A 16187-nucleotide genomic window follows, 5' to 3' on the forward strand; every position below is an offset into this window, starting at 1 on the left:
GTGGTTTTGCTGATAATACGGACAAGCATTGTGCGAATGCTTCTTGCTAAGCCCGCACATACGGCGTATATTGCCGCCATGCGTGCTGCACCCTGCAAAAAGCCCCTGAATTTCTTCCGCTCTGAACGCGCCGTGTTCTTTCCCCTGCCTGAGGCGAATCCGGGGGCCGGGGCATTGCGCTGCCTGTTGATGCTGCTTTTGACGCTGTGCCTTTGCGGTTGCGGCCTTCTGAAGCCCAAACCCGACGATGCCATGTCCGGGCAGGCGCAGGAGCAGGAATCCCTTGAAGCCGCCTGGCGCGGTGAGCCGGTGCCGTACTCCCTGCGCATCAAGGTAGAGGATGGCCCGTCCTCCCTTGAAGGCAAGATGAAATCCGTAAGCCAGCTGGCGCAGCTTGCCAATGAACCGCCCGACAGTACGCTTGCCCTGGAACGCCGCGCCCGCGCCGATGTGGACACGGCCGTTCGCCTTCTGCATTCCCAGTGTTACTATGAAGGTTCGGCCTCTTTCAGCTTTGATGAAGAAGCCAGGCCCCTGCGCGTCACGCTGACCCTTGTGGCAGGGCCGCGCTATACCCTTGGCCGGGCCGACGTAGTCTACGAACCATCGCCGGACGTGCCGGCTCCCTTTAAAGACCGCCAGCGCGAGGTAGGCTTTTGGGGACTGCAAACCGAGCCTGTTCCCCCACCGTCCTTTCCCCCGGTGCTGCCTGGCGTTGCCGTGGGCAAACCTGTTGTGGCAGACACCCTGCTGGACGCGGTGGAGGCCCTGCCGGAAAAGCTGCGCACTCAGGGTTACCCCCTGGCTGCCGTGGCCCAGGCCCGCTACACCCTTGATCCAGAAAAAAAACAGGTCAATGCCGACATCAGCATCAATCCCGGCCCTCCCGCCCTTATGGGCGGCGTGGACGTGACAGGAAACAAGGGCGTCAATGCCGCCTACCTGCAACGGCTGACCCCCTGGATTCCCGGCGATGAGCCGTGGGACACGGAACTTATGGACGATTACGCCAACCACCTGCGCGGGCTCGGCCTTTTCCGTTCTGTAGAAGTGCGCCCCAAGGAAGAACTGCTGGCCGGAAAAGACGCCGCTGACAAAAGCGGCGTTCCGCTCCGCAGCAAGGACGGCCCTGCCGTGCTACCCATTGAGGTGGCCGTGAGCGAACTGCCCTTCCGGTCCGTGGGCGGCAGCGCGCGCTACGACACAGATACCGGCCTGGGGGTGGAAGGCTTTTGGGAGCACCGCAATCTTTTCGGCAACGGCGAAAAACTGATGGTCAGCGCCCCTATTGCCACGCAGGTACAGGGCATCAAGGCGGCCTTTGAAAAACCTGCTTTTCTGGTACGCGAGCAGCGTCTGCTGGCCTCCGGCTCGGCCCTGCGCGAAGATACCGAGGCCTACAAAAGTACCTCGGCCAGCGCTTCGGCAGCGCTTGAGCGCCGCCTTTCGCGCCTGTGGTGGGGCAGCCTGGGTGCTGGCGGACAAAGCGGTTCCATCAAGGAAAATGACAGGACCGAACAGTTTTACGCCTATGCAGGTCCCAGAGCCAGCGTACGGCGCGACAGCCGCAACAATGTGCTCAACCCCACGCGCGGCTCTGAGATCATCCTCAAGGCCAATCCCAATACGGGCTTTTATGGCGAAAGTTTTACGGTCATGGCCGGTTCTCTGGAGGCCAGCGGCTACTATGCGCCCTTCCGCAAGGACGGACGCCCCGACGACAAGCTGGTACTGGCTGGCCGGGTAGAAGCCGGGGCCATGTCCGGCGCGGCCCTGCACAATATTCCCGGCAGCCTGCGGTACTATGCGGGTGGGGCCGGCTCTGTACGCGGCTACGCCTACCAGTCCATCGGGCCTGAAGATAAAAACGGCGACCCCCTGGGCGGCCGGTCTTTTCAGGTCATCAACCTTGAGGCGCGCTACAAGATCACCGACGACGTGGGCCTTGTTCCGTTTCTGGACGGCGGCATGGTCTACCGGGATGAAGTTCCCCGCATTATCGGCGATATGGACTGGGGCGCGGGCCTGGGTCTGCGTTACTACACGCCCATAGGCCCCCTGCGGCTGGATGTGGGTTTTCCCCTGCAACCCAGGGATGGCGACCCGCCGGTTCAAATTTATGTGAGCATAGGGCAGTCTTTCTGATGACGACGCTTTCTTCCCATACCGGCCAGGGCGGCGCTGTTGTTGCCGGTGCTGCTGTTGGCGGCGCTGCGGCAGGCAGTGCGCATGTCTCCGGCTCCGGCCAACCCGGCAAAGGCCCGGGGCGACCCGGCGGACGACGCGGCGCAGCCCTTTTTTCCCGCATCTGGAGCATCGTATGGCGTGGTCTGGCTTTTCTGCTGCTGTTACTGCTGTTTTTTCTCGCGGGTATTCTTCTGGCGCTGCGCAACGAGAACGTACAGGCCTGGCTCAAGGACGAGGTCAATGCCGTTCTGGCCGCCCCGGCAGAAACAGGCGGCCTCCAGGTGCGGTTGACGCGCCTTTCCGGCTCGCTGCCCTTCAGCATGCAGGTGGGGCTTGAACTGGCGGACGCCCACGGCCCGTGGCTTGAAGCTCCCCTCAACACCTTTGAATGGGACTGGACAGCCCTGCCAGGCACCGTACGCATACGCGCCCTCACAAGCCATAATCCTCGCCTGCTCCGCCTGCCGGACCTCCCGCCCGCCCCACCGTCCGAGCCTTCCCCCCCCATGACGGAAAAGAGCCTGCGCGCGATGCTGGGCGAGGCTGTGCAGACCCTGAACACCCTGCCCGGCTGGCTGCCCGCTGTGCTTATGGACCGCCTGGCCGTTGTGGACGCCGTTTTGCCCCAGGCATTGCTTGGCGCGGTCATTCCGGCTGGCGCAGAGAAACAGGAAAAAGATCAGAACAAGGAAAACAGCGGCAATGCAGATGCCGCCGGGCAGCACCAGGCCGCAAACACTCCGGGCATGTCTCCCACCAGTGCCACACAGCCGACAGCCCCGCACAATGAACCGGCAAGTACACCGGCGGCGCAGAACGGGCAGGCAAACGCACATCAGGCGGGTGATACCCAAACAGAAGGCAGGCAGGCCGCACCACAGCCTTCAGCCGATTCCACGCCGTTTTCCGGCGGCGCGTTCTTCAAGGCGGATGTTGACGCCAGCCTCAGGGCAGGCAGCAAGGGCGGCAGCCTCAACGTAATGCTGACCGCCTCCGGCCGGGATCATGCCCCCCTGCTTGTGGCCGACACCTCTTGCGGCGGCCTTGAAGTGCGCGTGGAGGCAAATTTTTCGCCGCAGGAAGACAAATCCGGCAAATCCGTTATCCGGACCCTGACCGTCAACAGCAGGCTTGAAGCCGCGGTTCTGCCTGCCGCTTCCGCCGCAGCGCCGGCTGAAGACAGCAGCAAGACGGTGGAAACGCCCGCCGCTTCCTCCGGCGCGGCCCCCCCGGCCAGTCCGCAAGGCCAGCCCGCCCCGTATAATCCGCACAGCTTTCTTGCCCCGCTGCTGGCCGGTGGCGCGAGCCTTTCCCTGACTCTTGAAGCCCAGGCCCAGGCCATCCCCGGCGCACCTGACGACATGGCCGCCACTGCCCGCGCCGGAATGACAACATTTGACCTCAAGGCCGGCCCGCTCTCCGGCACGGGGCACGCCGCATGGCACAGCCCTGATGCCCCCGCTGCCGGACCTGCCGCCTCCCGGCTCACCGGTGCGGCACAGGCCACGTCATGGCTTTCCGGTCCACTGGACGTGGACCTGCGCCTGAGCCTCGCCCCTCTAAAAAATCCTCACGCACGCGCCGCTGGAGACGAGGCGGGCAGTCCTCTGGACATACTGGCCGCGCCGGGCAGTGTGAGCCTCACGGCTAACGGCCCTCTGGAAGCCCCCGCCCTGAACCTCCGCCTGGAATGCGCAGACCTGCGCCTGGGCAGCCACCGGCTGGAAAAAGCTGTGGCAAGCCTTGCCGCAAGCCCGCTGCACTGGCGCCAGGCATTGCTTCCGGCAGAAGATCACGATAGCGCTCCCCCGGCGGAAGCCGCCGGGCAGTATCACGCACCGGGCAGCGCGGACGGCAAAAGCAGCCGTGCCGGAGCCAATCCCGGCGACTCGCCTGATGCAGGACCTGGCTCAACGCCGGACACTGTTCATGGCGCAGCCAAAGCCGGCGCCCCACAAGACGGGCAGGAGGCGGCAACGCAGCTTGTGCTCCAGCTGGATGTGAGCGGCCAGTGGGATAACCGCCCCCTGAGCCTTGGCGGACAGATCTTTGCGGGCCGCACCGAGGGCGGAATGCTCCAGGCGGGCCTGCGCAAACTGCGCCTCAACGCTCTGGGAGTGGAAGCTGCCGGGCAGGCGACCGCCATACTTCCCCCCGGCAGCATGCCCGGCTGTGACGGCAGGCTGGACGTGCGCGTAACCGACTGGGCTGCGCTTTCAAGCCTTGTGCCGGGCGCTCGCCTGGATGGCGAAGCTTCCCTGAGCCTTGAACTGCGGACCGAACGTACCACAGCCCCTGCCGCTCCAGAAGCTGCGGACGCACTACGCGCCGCAACACTACGAGAAACAGCGCAAAATGACGGCCAGCCGACCGCAAGGGGCGGCGGTGAGACCGGTCTCGTGCAAACAGATACCGCACAGGCAACCGAGGCTGCGCCTGCCCCGGCAGTGCGCTTCAGCCAGCAGGCCGTGCTGCGCTGGAATGTGCCGCGCCTGAGCTACAGCGCCGGGGCAGAAGCGCCGCTGACCCTGCAAAGCCTTGCGGGCGAGGCAACGCTGCGTGACCTCTTCGGCACGGCGAACCTGGCCGCCCGCCTGGACCTGGCCGCCCTGCGTCAGGGCGATCTTTCTCTCGGAACAAAGGTACGTGCCAACGGTTCGCTCAACGGTCCGCTGGACGCCAGCGTGGAAACAAGCGGCAGTGTGGCCGCCCGCATCAATGCGCGCTGGCAACCGGGCCTTGTGCAGTTGCAAAAACTTGAAGCAGGCCTGGCCGGGCATGACCTCGGCTTCAGGACAAGCCCGGGCGCAACCCTGCGCTATGGCGATTCCGGCATTACCCTGGCCGGCCTTGATATACGCCTCATCCCCGGCGGCAGGCTGCGCGCCAACGCCGCTCTTGGACAAGACAGGCTGGATGCCCGCCTTGACCTGGACGGCCTTGCGCTCACACCCTGGAAAAAATTTGTCCCCGCCCTGCCCGAAGGCACGGTGGAGGCCCGCGCCCGTCTGACGGGCAATCCTGCCCGCCCGGGCGGCGATTTTCACTTTGGCGTCCGCCAGCTCCGCATTCCCGGCAGCCCCATCAAACCGCTGAATCTGGGCCTCACCGGGCGCATTGAAGGCACAACCCTTGTGGCGCGGCTGGCCGTGGACAAGGAAAGCATCCAGGCACTGGGCGGCACAGAGGCGCGTCTTGAAGCGCGAGTACCCCTTGTCTTCAGCAAGGACGGTCTGCCACAACCCGACATGCAGGGTCCCCTGCGGGGTCAGGTACGCTGGAAAGGGGCCGCCGGGCCGCTGTGGTCCCTCTTGCCCGTGGCCGACCAGCGCTTTGCGGGCAATGTGGCCATGTCCGTGGACCTTGGCGGCACGTTGTCCGCCCCTTCCGCCAAGGGATCTGTTCTTGTCGACAAGGGGAAATATGAAAACCTGCTCCAGGGCGTACTGCTGACCAATATCAACCTGCGCCTCAAGCTTGAGGAAGGCCGGGGCAAAGGGGCAGGCGCCCTGCCCGGCGTAGCACGGCTTGAACTGGACGCCGCCGGCGGCCTTGGCGGCAAACTGCGTGTGGCCGGGTACAGCAGCCTTGATGGCAGCAAGCTGGATATCAAGACCACCATTGATCATCTGCGCCCCCTGAGCCGCCGTGACATACGCATCGAACTTTCGGGCGATGTGGGCGTGACAGGCAGCGCCGCTGCGCCCAGGGTAGATGGCCTGATCACCGTCAACCAGGGCCTTGTGCAACTGAACAAACTGGCCGTGGGGGGCAGTGTCACCACCCTACCCATCAGCAAAAACCCCGCGCCCGGCGCGGTACAGGCCGCCTCCCCCACAGGGGTGGCCAGCAAGCCCGAGGCAGAGGGCAGCCTCAACCTGCGCATCGTGATCCCCGGGCGCTTTCTGGTGGAAGGACACGGCCTCAGCAGTGAATGGAAAGCCGACCTGCTGGTGGCGGGTACGCCCGAAGATCCGCAGATCACGGGGCAGATCATGGCCGTCAAGGGCAACTTTGATTTTCTGACAAAGATATTCAAGCTTTCACGCGGCACAATCACCTTTGCGGGCGGCTCACTGAGCAATCCCCTGCTGGATATCAAGCTTGCCAATGAAACGCCCAATCTCACGTCTTATGTGAACATCACGGGAACCGTGCGTAAAATGAAGCTTTCGCTGAGCAGCGAACCGGAACTGCCGCGGGATGAAATCCTCGCCCAGATTCTTTTCGGTAAAAGCACCAGCGAACTGGGACGCCTGGAAAACCTGCGTCTGGCCGGAGCCGTGGCACAACTGGCGGGCTTCGGTTCGGGCGGCGGGGGTATTTTTGACGTTACCCGCAATGCCCTGGGGGTTGATGTGCTGCGCCTGAGTTCCACACCGGGCAGCGGATCAGGCGACTCCTCCGATGATGAAGGCATGGGCGCAGGCACTGCCGTGGAACTGGGCAAATACATTACGGATGTCATTTATGTGGGCGTGCAGCAGGGTATGAAACAGGGAAGTACGGCCTTTATCATCCAGCTTGAACTGACCCCGCGTACCAACCTGGAGTTGCGCTCGGAACAGCAGAACACTTGGGGCGGCATACGCTGGAAATATAACTATTAGAGCAAATTGACCGTTAAATTATCCTGGCGGTGGCGTGAGCAGACGTTCGCCGTGGCGGCGTAGCTGTTCGCGGCAGCATGCCGCACCCCTCAGGCATAGAGAAAAAGACCTGTCTTGCGGGAAGGGCTGTTACCGCCGCCCTGCGGGTACAGGGTTTTTCTTCTGATTTTGCCTTGGCCGCCCGCCGCGCAGGCGGCCCAAACCAGACCGGCTGATGCATTTCAAATAGTAGCTTTTTCCAAGTGTGCCACCATCTTCCACGCAGACGCCCCAAGTGAAGACAAAAAAATGGGCGCGGCGCTGAATGCAAGCCAATTTTGCAGTACCGCAGCCTGAAGCCTGCAGATTAACACATGAACAAATGCGAATCCCCTTTCTCAGCCCCCGCACTGCACCTACGCCGTGCACAGCCCGAAGACCATGCCGCGCTCACCGATCTCTGGCGGCGCAGTGTGGAGGCCACGCACCGCTTTCTTTCCCCTTTGGCCGTAGATGAGCTTTACACCGCCGTGCTGCGGGATTACCTGCCCGCAGTGGAAGAAGTATGGCTGGCGGAATACAGGCTGGAAAATGAAACACGGGCCCGCCCTGCCGGATTTATGGGCTGCAACGGCCCGCAGGTGGAGATGCTGTTTGTGGAGCCGGCATTTTTCGGCCGGGGCGTAGGCAAGACGCTTTTGCAACGCGCGCAACAACGTGCCACCAAAGAAGGCTTTGCCCTGACACTTGACGTCAACGAGCAGAACCCTTCCGCCCTGGCTTTTTACAGGCATATGGGCTTTGCCGTAACGGGACGCTCGCCGCTGGACAGCGCAGGCCGTCCCTACCCCCTGCTCCATATGGAATGGCGGGCGCGCTGACAGTGCCGCAAACCGTCTGAAAACAGGCCACAACGTATTCGCGGCAAGGATTCCTGAAAATCCTTGCCGCGTCTGCATGCATCGTGTGAAATGCTTTTATCCCTTGCGCCTGCCCGCGATCTGGTAGCGCTTCTGGGCTGAAAGCTCCGCTTTGCGCAGACGGATGGACTGGGGCGTCACTTCCACCAGTTCATCTTCACGCACAAAGTGCAGGGCGTGTTCCAGCGTCATGCGGCGCACAGGCGTCAGGATGACGTTTTCATCCTTGCCCGCCGCGCGCATGTTGGTGAGCTTCTTTTCCTTGGTAGCGTTCACGTCAATATCATTGTCGCGATTGTGCTCACCCACGATCATGCCTTCGTACACGGGATTGCCCGGCTCCACAAAAAGCACGCCGCGCGGCTCAAGGTTAAAAAGGGCATACGCCACGGCGCTGCCCGACCTGTCGGCCACAATGGAGCCGGAAAAACGCGTGGGAAAATCACCACGCCATTCTTCATAGCCTTCAAGATACGAGTTCATGATGCCCGTACCCTTGGTATCCGTAAGAAATTCATCGCGATACCCGATAAGACCGCGCGAAGGCACCGTGAACTCAAGGCGCACCCGGCCCGTGCCGTTGTTGACGCAGTTGAGCATGCGCCCTTTGCGCTGGGCCAGCTTTTCCGTAACCACCCCCATGAAGACTTCGTCGCAGTCCACATAAAGGCGCTCAATGGGTTCAAGAACCTTGCCGTCCTCATCCTTGCGCAGGATTACCTCGGGGCGGCCCACGGAAAGTTCAAAACCTTCGCGCCGCATGGTCTCGATAAGAATAGCCATCTGAAATTCGCCGCGCCCCTTGACCAGAAAAGCATCGCGGTCGGCGGTGTCTTCCACGCGCACAGCCACGTTGCGCAGGGTTTCCTTTTCCAGGCGGTCGCGAATGGCGCGGCTCTGCACAATCTTGCCCTCGCGTCCGGCCAGGGGCGAAGTGTTGATGCCGAAACGCATGGCCACCGTCGGCTCATCCACCCTGATGCGCGGCAGGGCGCGGGGATTGGTGCTGGTGCAGATAGTGTCGCCGATGGTCACGTCTTCAATGCCTGCCAGCACTACAATATCGCCGGGGGCGGCGGTTTCTACCTCGGCAAGCTTCAGGCCGTCATACACCTGAAGCTTGGTGGCCCGCAGAGCGCGCGGTTTTCCGTTTTCGCCGATGCAGGCGAGGGTTTCCTTGCTGTGCACATGCCCGTGCATGATGCGGCCCACAGCCAGGCGGCCCAGATAGTCGGAATAGTCAAGGTCAGCCACCAGCATCTGGAAGGGCTGCCCGGGATCGTGCGCCGGACCGGGAATATGCTTCAGTATGGCTTCAAACAGAGGGGTCAGATCCTTCTGCTCGTCGTCAATATTTTTCATGGCCACACCCTGACGGCCGATGGCGTAGAGCACGGGAAACTCGAGCTGCGCCTCGCTGGCGTCCAGGTCGATAAAAAGATCGTAGATCTCGTTCAGCACTTCTTCGGGCCGTGCGTCCTTGCGGTCGATCTTGTTGATGACCACCACCACAGGCAGCCCGGCTTCCAGCGTTTTGCGCAACACAAAACGGGTTTGCGGCAGGGGACCTTCAGAAGAGTCCACCAGCAGAATGGCCCCTGTGGTCATTGAAAGCGAGCGTTCCACCTCACCGCCGAAGTCCGCGTGGCCCGGGGTGTCGATGATATTGATCTTGACGCCGTTCCACGAAACGGCACAGTTTTTGGCGGCAATGGTGATGCCGCGCTCGCGTTCAATGTCCATATTGTCCATGACGCGGTCGTCCATCTGCTGGCCGGCGCGAAGGCCGCCGCCCTGCTTGAAGAGCGCGTCCACCAGAGTGGTCTTGCCGTGGTCAACGTGGGCGATAATAGCAACGTTGCGAAGAGAATCGTTATAATGCATGGGCGCTTTGCCTTTTAGTGTAAAAAAATGAGTCCGGGCTGCGCTTGTACGTATTTTTTAAAGTTTTGTCATCATTGCCCGTATGAGGCGGCCCAGATTTTTACCCGCCTGGGCAGCCACAAGAATAATTTCTTCCAAAGGCGCCGGGGTCATACAGTCCGGCAAGTTTTTATTTGAAATACATGAAAGGCCAAGCACGCGCATACCCAGATGGCGCGCCGCAATGACCTCAAGCACCGTGCTCATGCCCACAGCATCGGCTCCCCACTGCCGGTACATGCGCGTTTCGGCAGGGGTTTCCATTTCAGGGCCGCGCACGCCAATGTACACGCCGCGTTCCAGCCGCAGGCCCAGCCTGGCGGAAGTTTCCATGGCAAGGGTGCGCAGGTCCGCATCAAAGGGCGCGCTCATGTCGGGAAAACGCGGTCCCCATTGCTCGCAGTTACAGCCGAGCAGAGGCGAATGCCCCGTATGGTTGATAAAATCGCTCATACACATGATGGACCCGGCGTCAAAATGGGGATTAAGCGCCCCCGCCGCGTTGGTGATCACCAGCGTCTTGACGCCCATGGCCGCCATGACGCGCACCCCCATACACACTTCGGCCGGGCTGCGGCCTTCATAAAGGTGGCAGCGCCCCTGCTGGATAAGCACAGGACGGCCCGGTACATCGTCCTCGCCGCAGGATGAGGGAAAACGCCCCCACACAAAGGCTCCCACATGCGAATCCACGCTGGATACGGGAAAACCCGGCAGATCGGCATAAGGCACGGCTACCCGCTCCGCCAGCCGGTCCGCCAGACCCGAAAGCCCCGTACCCAGCACAAGACCAACGGGAACGCTGTTGTCTTCTGCCGTAGCGCCGGTGATTTTTCGCATGCCCATAACCTGTGAAAAGCTGCATGGCGCAGCCTCCAGAGCCTTGCGCAGAGCCGCCGCGGCCGACTGGACTTCTTGCGGATTTTGCATATTATCCCTCCTGATTTTAACAGTGCCGCAGCGGGTAATGCCGCGCAATGACCGGGGGCGACTTTTTTCATCCGCCCACAGTACTGCGTGTGGATTTTCACACGGAAAGTGCGTATGCTCGGTTGATACGAATCCTGTATAGCCCGCCCGGCCCAGTCCCACAAGGGCAAACCGGCGGGCCGGACTACGCTTCGGCGACCGCGTTACGTGGCCGCGCCGGAACTATCAGACCAACAACTACCGCTTGCGCCCCCAGGGCGCCACATAATGAGGGAGACAGGCTTGGACAACGCTCAGGAAACCATTCCCCTGCACAAGCACAAAATTCTGGTAGCCAATCGCGGCGAAATAGCCATGCGCATCATGCGGGCCTGCCGCAAGCTGGGTGTGGCTTTTACCGCCATATTCACCGCCGAGGATGCGGCTTCGGGCCATGTACGCCTTGCGCGCGAAGAAGGTGGGGAAAAAAGCCTTTTTCGCGTTTCTTCCTACCACGACGCCAACGAGCTTATGTCTGTGGCTGACGAGGCAGGCTGCACTGCCGTGCATCCCGGCTACGGTTTTTTTGCCGAAGACTTCCGTTTTGCCCGCCGTGTGACCAAGCGCGATCGCAAACTCGTCTTTATCGGCCCTTCGTGGAAGATCATCCGTGAACTGGGCGACAAGATCAACACCAAGCGCCTGGCGCGCAGCCTTGGCGTGCCCACGGTTCCCGGCTCTGACCGGCCCATCTATGACGAGATGGAGGCAGAACGCATCGCCAAAAGCATCTTTGAATTTCAAGCCCAGCAAGGCATCACCCGCCCGCTGGTGCTGGTCAAGGCTTCGGCAGGCGGCGGCGGCATGGGCATCGAGGAAGTATACGACCCGGACCAGTTCCGCTCCGTCTACCGCCGCATCCGCAACTATGCCCTGCGCCAGTTCAAAGACGAAGGCGTACTCATCGAGCAGCGCATTACGGACTTTAACCACCTTGAAGTTCAGGTCGTTTCCGACCGCACAGGAATTAATCCCGTGCATTTCGGCACGCGTAACTGCTCCATCCAGTCCACAGGGCTGCAAAAACGCATCGAGGTGGCCCCCGGCTTTGTTCCGGAAGAAATCAAGTACACCTTTGACGCCGGCAAGGTGCTCAAGGATATTGTCCATTACTCCCTGACCATGGCCCGCAAGGTCGGCTACGACAACGTGGGCACATGGGAATGGATCGTTACCCGCAAGGGCGAACCTTTCCTTATGGAAGTGAATACCCGCATCCAGGTGGAAAACGGCGTTTCGGCCCGCATTTCCAAGGTCAAGGGGCAGGGCGATGTGGACATCATTGCCGAACAGATACGTATCGGCCTTGGCGATCCCCTGGGCTATACCCAGGACGACATCACTTTTGACGGCGTGGGCATCGAATACCGGCTCATCGCCGAAGACCCGGACAGCAACTTTACCCCCTGGGTAGGGCGCATTGAGCGCTTCCAGTGGAAAGAACAGCCGTGGCTGACCATGCTCACCCACGTTCCCACCCAGGAACCATACGAAATCCCGACCGAATTTGATCCAAACCTGGCTCTTGCCATCATATGGGGCAAAGACCTTGAAGAAGCCAAGGCCCGTGGTCTTGAATTTTTGCACGATCTGCGCCTTGAGGGGCATAACGGCGCAGGAGACACCCTAAAATCCAACGTAAACTTTTTAGCGGCCAATACGGAACGGATTCTCCGTTTCTGACCAAAGGAGCAAATCATGGGGACCCCCCAGTTTCCCACATGCGCTACCTGCCCCTTCAAGCGCGAAGACCGCCTGTGCGTCAAAGCCGGCGGCAAGCACCCTGCCAACTGCCCCACTGCCATGCGGCACGACCTGGGCGATGCGGCGCTGGGCTGTTACAAGGATGACATATTGCGCATGGCGCGCGAATCGGCCATTGTGGAATATAACTGTTACACGACGCTGCCCGACGGCACGCGCATTCCCTGCCACCCGCGCATTCTTGAAATTATGGAATACGCCATGGCCATGGGATACAAACGTCTCGGACTTCTGTTCTGCATCGGCCTGCGTGAAGACGCCAAGGCCTCTGCCGACATTTTCGAGGCTCACGGTTTTGAAGTGGTTTCGGTTATCTGCAAGGTCGGCAATGTATCCAAGAGCACTCTTGGCATTGACGCCGGGCACCTGCACAATCCCGCCAAGCCGGAGACCATGTGCAACCCGGTGCTGCAAGCCAAGATCATGAACGACGCCAAGGTGGAACTCAATGTTCTGCTGGGCCTGTGTGTGGCGCACGATACCCTCGCCATGCGCTATCTTGAGGCCCCCACGACCGTTCTGGCCGTCAAGGACCGCATGCTCGGCAACAATCCGCTGGCCGCCCTGCACTCATCCTACTCCAATTACCTCAAAAAACCCGTTTAGCGGCGCATGCGAGTTATGGACAATAATATAGAGAAACGAATCCAGAGTCTGCGCGACAGGCTCAGTTATATGGTGGACATTTTTGCCGGCAAGCACAAAGACAATGCGCAACTGCTGGAAGAAAAGCTCACCTCTTTCGCGGCACGCGCCCGTGCGGGGGAAATTGAAGACCCCTATGCGGAGCTGGCCACGGTTGAAGACCTGTTCTGCTATGTGGAGCGCCGCCTTGAAGGCAACATTACTCCCATGGACAAGGTGCGCATCGTGCGCCACCCGCAGCGCATCTGTCTGCGGGACATCCTGGAAAACGTCTATGACAACTTCACCGAAGTCGGGGGACAGGACGAGCACAGCCTGGACCCCAGCATGCTCATAGCCCGCGCCGTCATTACCCGGCGCAGGGGCAAGAAGACCTATACCCAGTCCGTCATGGTTATCGGGCAGGAAAAAGGCCACGGGGCGGAGTTCCGCAACGGCGGCTCGGTCAAGCCCTGGGGCAACGCCAAGGCGCAGCAGTATATGCGCGTTGCGGAAACCGAGGGCATTCCCGTACATGCCTATATCTTCACGCCCGGCTCGTATCCCATTGAGGACTACCCCGGCGCGGCCCAGCAGATCGCGCGCAATATCTACAGCATGGCCGGTCTGCGCGTACCCGTTATCGCCGTCATTTCCGAAGGCGGTTCCGGCGGGGCCGAGGCCATAGGCCTGGCGGATAAAAGGCTGATGCTTTCGCATGGCTACTATTCGGTCATTTCACCCGAAGGGGCCGCAGCCATTGAAGGCCGCCTCAAGTCCGGGCAGCGTGCTGCCCCCGAACTGATCGAGCACTGCGCCCAGAACCTCAAGATCACCGCGCAGGACAACATCAAGTTCGGCTATATCGATCGCATCGTGCAGGAGCCGCCACTGGGCGCGCGCCCCTGGCACTTCGACTTTTTCCGCACCTTGCGGCAAGAAGTCATACGCGCCACAGACGAAGTAGTGGTTTCCACCCGCGTGATGCCCATCCTCAAGGGCTTCACGCTTTCACGCCTGCGCAGGCCCGATGCCAACCTGGATGAAATGCATACCCGCTGGGGGCTTTCTTCCAAGGCCAAAGACCGCCTGCGCGAACGCCGCCAGCAGAAGTTTCTGCGGCTTTCCCGTCAGGCGGCGCGTGACCGCAGGCCCTTCATCACCAAGATGGCGGGCGCAGCCTGGGACTGGATATCCAAGCCCTGGGTCAGCTTCAAATACGACTTCTATCGCAAGCATCAACGCCGCATCCGTACCTTTATGGAAGAAATGGGCAACGAGTGGGATGTGTTCAAGGGCCGCCTGCTGGCTCCCTGGCACAAGCTTACCCATAAACTGCCCGGCAAGCAGGACAACAAGGCCAGGGAACTCATGGCCCTTTCCACCTGGGCAGACGATTCGCGCCGCCTCAAGTGGAACTACATATCCCCGCGCTACAAGGCCGACCGTACGGTTACCTGCCCCAACAGCGCCTCTTACGGCTGCCTGGACCTCTGGGGACCGGACCTTTTCGCCGAATTCGCGGGCGTGTGCAGCCATTGCGGCTACCACTTCCCCATGGAGCCGGAATGGTATGTAAAAAACGTCTTTGACGCCGGTTCGGTCTTTGAGTTCAACAGCGAAATCGAAGCGGGCAATCCGCTGGACTTCCCCGACTTCAACGACCGCGTCGCCGCTGCCCAGAAAAAAACCGGGGCCAAAAGCGGCTGCATGACCTTCGAGGCCCGTATCGACAATACCAAGATGGTGGTAGCCATGCTTATGGGTACCTTCCGCGGCGGCTCCGTGGGCGCGGCCGAAGGCTACAAGTTTGTGGAAGCCGCCCAGCGCGCCGAGAAAAAACGCTATCCCTTCCTGGCATACGTACACGGCACGGCGGGCATACGCATTCAGGAAGGCACACACGGTGTCATCCAGATGCCGCGCTGCACAGTGGCTGTGCGCCGCTATATCGAATCCGGCGGCCTGTACATGGTGCTGTACGACACCAACTCCTTTGCCGGGCCGGTCGCCAGCTTTCTTGGCTGCTCGCCCTACCAGTTCGCCGTGCGTTCATCCAACATCGGCTTTGCCGGGCCGGGCGTTATCAAGGAAACCACGGGGATGGACATCCCGCCCAAGTACCACCGCTCGTACCGCGCCCTGTCACGCGGGCACATCCAGGGCATATGGGACAGAAGGCAGGTGCGCGCCAACCTCAAGCAGGCGCTGCTCACCATCGGCGGCAGAAACCTTTATTACCGGTAGGCAAAAAAGCATGCCGGGGACGGATGACAAGGCGTTGCCGCCAGATCAGCGCTTTCGTTCCCGGCCGTAAAAACTGCGCTGCAGGCAGGGGATGCACCCCGCCGCCTGATGCGTACGCCCCGGTGATGTGCCCCCGGGTACGCCCGCGCCGGAACAGCCGGAATGCGGGCAGCGCCGCCACCAGGGCGGCCCGGCAAGACCGCCACGCACATCACACAGGGCAACCCTGAAGAAAACCAGGCGCCCGCGCCGCTCCGGCGGTACGCGCGCCCAAGCATATAACGGACCAAGCATGATCAACATATCTTCACTGCTGGACGAAATAAAGGCTTCGCCCTACCGCGAAATAGTCATCCGTACGCCCCATACGGGCCGCGTCACCTTTGCGGGACTCAAGCAGGGCGATCAGGCCCTGGGGCCGCAGGGCCAGTGGAAAGAAAAGCCCGGAACGCTCATTGCCACGCTGGAGCGCGAGCACAATCCCAAGCCCATCTGCGCGCCTGAAAAAGGCGAGGTGAGCGTGATACACAGCGAACTTGAGGGCCAGTTTGTAGAGGCGGGCGCGCCCCTTGCCGTGCTGCGCCATATGCTGACCAAGGATGAGGTACAAAGCATCATCCTGAAAAAAACCCTGCACCTCTTCCGTGCGCCCGAACGCGCCAAATACTATTTTACGCCTGAAGTGGACAAAAAGATCCGCGCCTCCGACGCCCAGTCCGTGGCTGTACGGGACGGTATGGAACTGCTCATCATGTCGCGCATGAAACGCGAGGTTCCCCTCTGCTATACGGGACCCGACGGCGTGATTTACGCAGTCTACTTCAAGATCAACGACAATATGGATGCGGGCGCGCCGCTTTTGGGCGTATGCCCCAAGGACCAGTTGCCGGCCATCCAGGACGTGATCATGCGTGTACAGACCGAATGGACCGAAAAGGAATAGGCCCGCGCGATTCCGGCCGGG

General features: G+C 61.3%; 10 protein-coding genes. 7 read left to right on the plus strand and 3 right to left on the minus strand.

Translation table 11 applies throughout. The features are described 5' to 3' along the window. Window positions 1-36: 36 nt before the first annotated feature. The 3 genes from ACZ495_RS09255 (at window position 37) to ACZ495_RS09265 (ending at window position 7657) form a co-directional block, all read left to right on the plus strand. Window positions 37-2145 (plus strand): autotransporter assembly complex protein TamA, encoded by a 2109-nt coding sequence (locus tag ACZ495_RS09255; protein WP_464262114.1) that lies wholly within the window; start codon window positions 37-39, stop codon window positions 2143-2145. Continuing rightward, window positions 2145-6797, plus strand: coding sequence for a translocation/assembly module TamB domain-containing protein (locus ACZ495_RS09260; RefSeq protein ID WP_464262115.1), 4653 nt, complete (start codon window positions 2145-2147; stop codon window positions 6795-6797). Before ACZ495_RS09255 ends, ACZ495_RS09260 begins: the two co-directional genes overlap by 1 nt. Window positions 6798-7150: 353 nt before the next feature. After that, window positions 7151-7657, plus strand: coding sequence for a GNAT family N-acetyltransferase (locus ACZ495_RS09265; RefSeq protein ID WP_012624103.1), 507 nt, complete (start codon window positions 7151-7153; stop codon window positions 7655-7657). 96 nt (window positions 7658-7753) lie between these two features. Here ACZ495_RS09265 and typA read toward each other — a convergent pair whose 3' ends face one another. After that, on the minus strand, window positions 7754-9580 hold the full coding sequence (gene typA / locus ACZ495_RS09270) for a translational GTPase TypA (RefSeq protein ID WP_012624102.1): 1827 nt from the start codon (window positions 9578-9580) through the stop codon (window positions 7754-7756). A 57-nt stretch (window positions 9581-9637) separates the two neighbouring features. After that, window positions 9638-10549 carry a purine-nucleoside phosphorylase gene (locus tag ACZ495_RS09275; RefSeq protein WP_464262116.1) on the minus strand — a complete coding sequence of 304 codons (912 nt, stop codon included), beginning with the start codon at window positions 10547-10549 and terminating at the stop codon, window positions 9638-9640. A gap of 267 nt (window positions 10550-10816) precedes the next feature. Here ACZ495_RS09275 and ACZ495_RS09280 point away from each other — a divergent pair, with 267 nt between their 5' ends. The 3 genes from ACZ495_RS09280 to ACZ495_RS09290 are packed head-to-tail and all read left to right on the plus strand — an operon-like array spanning window position 10817 to window position 15223. Then, window positions 10817-12271, plus strand: a complete 1455-nt coding sequence (locus ACZ495_RS09280; RefSeq protein ID WP_296984660.1) for a biotin carboxylase N-terminal domain-containing protein — start codon at window positions 10817-10819, stop codon at window positions 12269-12271. 15 nt (window positions 12272-12286) lie between these two features. After that, window positions 12287-12958 (plus strand): DUF1847 domain-containing protein, encoded by a 672-nt coding sequence (locus ACZ495_RS09285; protein WP_012624099.1) that lies wholly within the window; start codon window positions 12287-12289, stop codon window positions 12956-12958. A gap of 15 nt (window positions 12959-12973) precedes the next feature. After that, window positions 12974-15223 carry an acetyl-CoA carboxylase gene (locus tag ACZ495_RS09290; RefSeq protein WP_041723845.1) on the plus strand — a complete coding sequence of 750 codons (2250 nt, stop codon included), beginning with the start codon at window positions 12974-12976 and terminating at the stop codon, window positions 15221-15223. A 45-nt stretch (window positions 15224-15268) separates the two neighbouring features. Here ACZ495_RS09290 and ACZ495_RS09295 read toward each other — a convergent pair whose 3' ends face one another. Further along, a complete protein-coding gene (locus ACZ495_RS09295; RefSeq protein ID WP_464262117.1) occupies window positions 15269-15526 on the minus strand; it encodes a hypothetical protein in 258 nt (85 codons plus the stop codon). Between ACZ495_RS09295 and ACZ495_RS09300 the strand changes: the two genes are divergently transcribed. Continuing rightward, a complete protein-coding gene (locus tag ACZ495_RS09300; protein ID WP_012624097.1) occupies window positions 15516-16166 on the plus strand; it encodes a biotin/lipoyl attachment domain-containing protein in 651 nt (216 codons plus the stop codon). The two genes, ACZ495_RS09295 and ACZ495_RS09300, sit on opposite strands and share 11 nt — an antisense overlap. Window positions 16167-16187: the final 21 nt, after the last annotated feature.

The sequence above is a fragment of the Desulfovibrio sp. GTC20076 genome (assembly GCF_055385905.1).

Excerpts from the sequence above, each read along its gene's own strand:
- ACZ495_RS09285 (WP_012624099.1), top strand. The coding sequence starts at position 12,287 with ATGGGGACCCCCCAGTTTCCCACATGCGCTACCTGCCCCTTCAAGCGC.
- ACZ495_RS09295 (WP_464262117.1), bottom strand. The coding sequence starts at position 15,526 with ATGTTGATCATGCTTGGTCCGTTATATGCTTGGGCGCGCGTACCGCCG.
- ACZ495_RS09265 (WP_012624103.1), top strand. The coding sequence starts at position 7,151 with ATGAACAAATGCGAATCCCCTTTCTCAGCCCCCGCACTGCACCTACGC.
- ACZ495_RS09280 (WP_296984660.1), top strand. The coding sequence starts at position 10,817 with ATGAGGGAGACAGGCTTGGACAACGCTCAGGAAACCATTCCCCTGCAC.
- ACZ495_RS09290 (WP_041723845.1), top strand. The coding sequence starts at position 12,974 with ATGGACAATAATATAGAGAAACGAATCCAGAGTCTGCGCGACAGGCTC.
- ACZ495_RS09255 (WP_464262114.1), top strand. The coding sequence starts at position 37 with ATGCTTCTTGCTAAGCCCGCACATACGGCGTATATTGCCGCCATGCGT.
- ACZ495_RS09300 (WP_012624097.1), top strand. The coding sequence starts at position 15,516 with ATGATCAACATATCTTCACTGCTGGACGAAATAAAGGCTTCGCCCTAC.
- ACZ495_RS09260 (WP_464262115.1), top strand. The coding sequence starts at position 2,145 with ATGACGACGCTTTCTTCCCATACCGGCCAGGGCGGCGCTGTTGTTGCC.
- typA (WP_012624102.1), bottom strand. The coding sequence starts at position 9,580 with ATGCATTATAACGATTCTCTTCGCAACGTTGCTATTATCGCCCACGTT.
- ACZ495_RS09275 (WP_464262116.1), bottom strand. The coding sequence starts at position 10,549 with ATGCAAAATCCGCAAGAAGTCCAGTCGGCCGCGGCGGCTCTGCGCAAG.